2 protein-coding genes are annotated in these 1,135 nt (G+C 70.7%); both read left to right on the forward strand.

The features are described 5' to 3' along the window. Window positions 1–328 (forward strand): hypothetical protein (locus ACFVV5_RS19185; protein WP_387247306.1); only part of this gene is annotated, 328 nt, incomplete at its 5' end. Between the two features lie 63 nt (window positions 329–391). Further along, window positions 392–1,135, forward strand: a 744-nt coding sequence (locus ACFVV5_RS19190) for a condensation domain-containing protein (RefSeq protein ID WP_387247308.1), incomplete at its 3' end; no start/stop codon positions are given.

Below are 1,135 nucleotides of genomic sequence, written 5' to 3' on the forward strand. Positions count from 1 at the left end.
CCACAAGGACTCCATCACCGCCCGCGGCATCACCGACGCCTTCATCCAGGCCGAGCTGCTCACCCGGTACATCGGGGAGCGGCTGCACGACGACGCCGCGCTCAAGGCGGCGCTGCGGCGCTACGAGGACCACCTCGGCAACAACGCCCTCAGCCTCTACCAGGGCGTACTCAACGTGGCGGAGCTCAAGCCCGAGGGGCGGACGGAGATGCTGCGCAAGCTCGTCGGTCACCAGGACCTGATCGACCGGTACTTCTCGACGACGTCGGGCGCCATCTCCCTCGACGACTTCTACAACGCCGACCTCCTGACGGTGCTCGATCAGTAACTGAGCGGCGGACCGCTCACCGGCGGACCGCTCACCGGTAGTTCTGCCGATTTTGGAGAAACAATGATTCCGTTGTCGTTCGCGCAGCGTCGGCTGTGGTTCGTGGACCGGTTCGAAGGCCCGTCGCCGACCTACAACGGCGCCTTCGCCCTGCGGCTGACCGGTGAGCTGGACGCGGGTGCGCTGCGGTCGGCGCTCCACGACGTCATCGACCGGCACGAGGTCCTCCGGACGGTGATCGTCGAGGGCGACGACGGAATCCCGTACCAGCAGGTACTGGCCTCCGGCGAGAGGCCGGTCGACCTGCCGGTCGTCGAGGTCGCGGCGCAGGGCCGGGCGGCGGCCGTCGACGCCGTGGCCAAGGAGACCTTCGACCTGGCCGCCGACGTGCCGATCCGCGCCCGGCTGGTGCGGACCGGTCCGCGCGAGCACACCCTGGTCCTCGTGGTGCACCACATCGCCCTCGACGGGGAGTCCCTCGGGCCGCTGCTCCGCGACCTCATCGAGGCGTACTCGGCGCGCCGGGAGGGCAGGGCCCCGGCGTGGGAGCCGCTGCCGGTGCAGTACGCGGACTACACCCTGTGGCAGCAGGACGTGCTCGGGGACGAGTCCGATCCGGACAGCCTGGCGGGCAGGCAACTGGCGTACTGGCGCGAGGCCCTGGCCGGCATGGTGCAGCCGCTGGCCCTGCCGACGGACCGCCCGCGCCCGAAGCGGGTGAGCCCCGACGGCGGTCTGGTCCGGTTCCCGATCGACGCCGGCCTCCTCGAAGCCGTGGAGAAGCTGGCCGCGGAGCAGGACATCACC

Source organism: Leifsonia sp. NPDC058248 (assembly GCF_042881905.1).
Classification (GTDB): Bacteria; Actinomycetota; Actinomycetes; order Actinomycetales; family Microbacteriaceae; genus Leifsonia.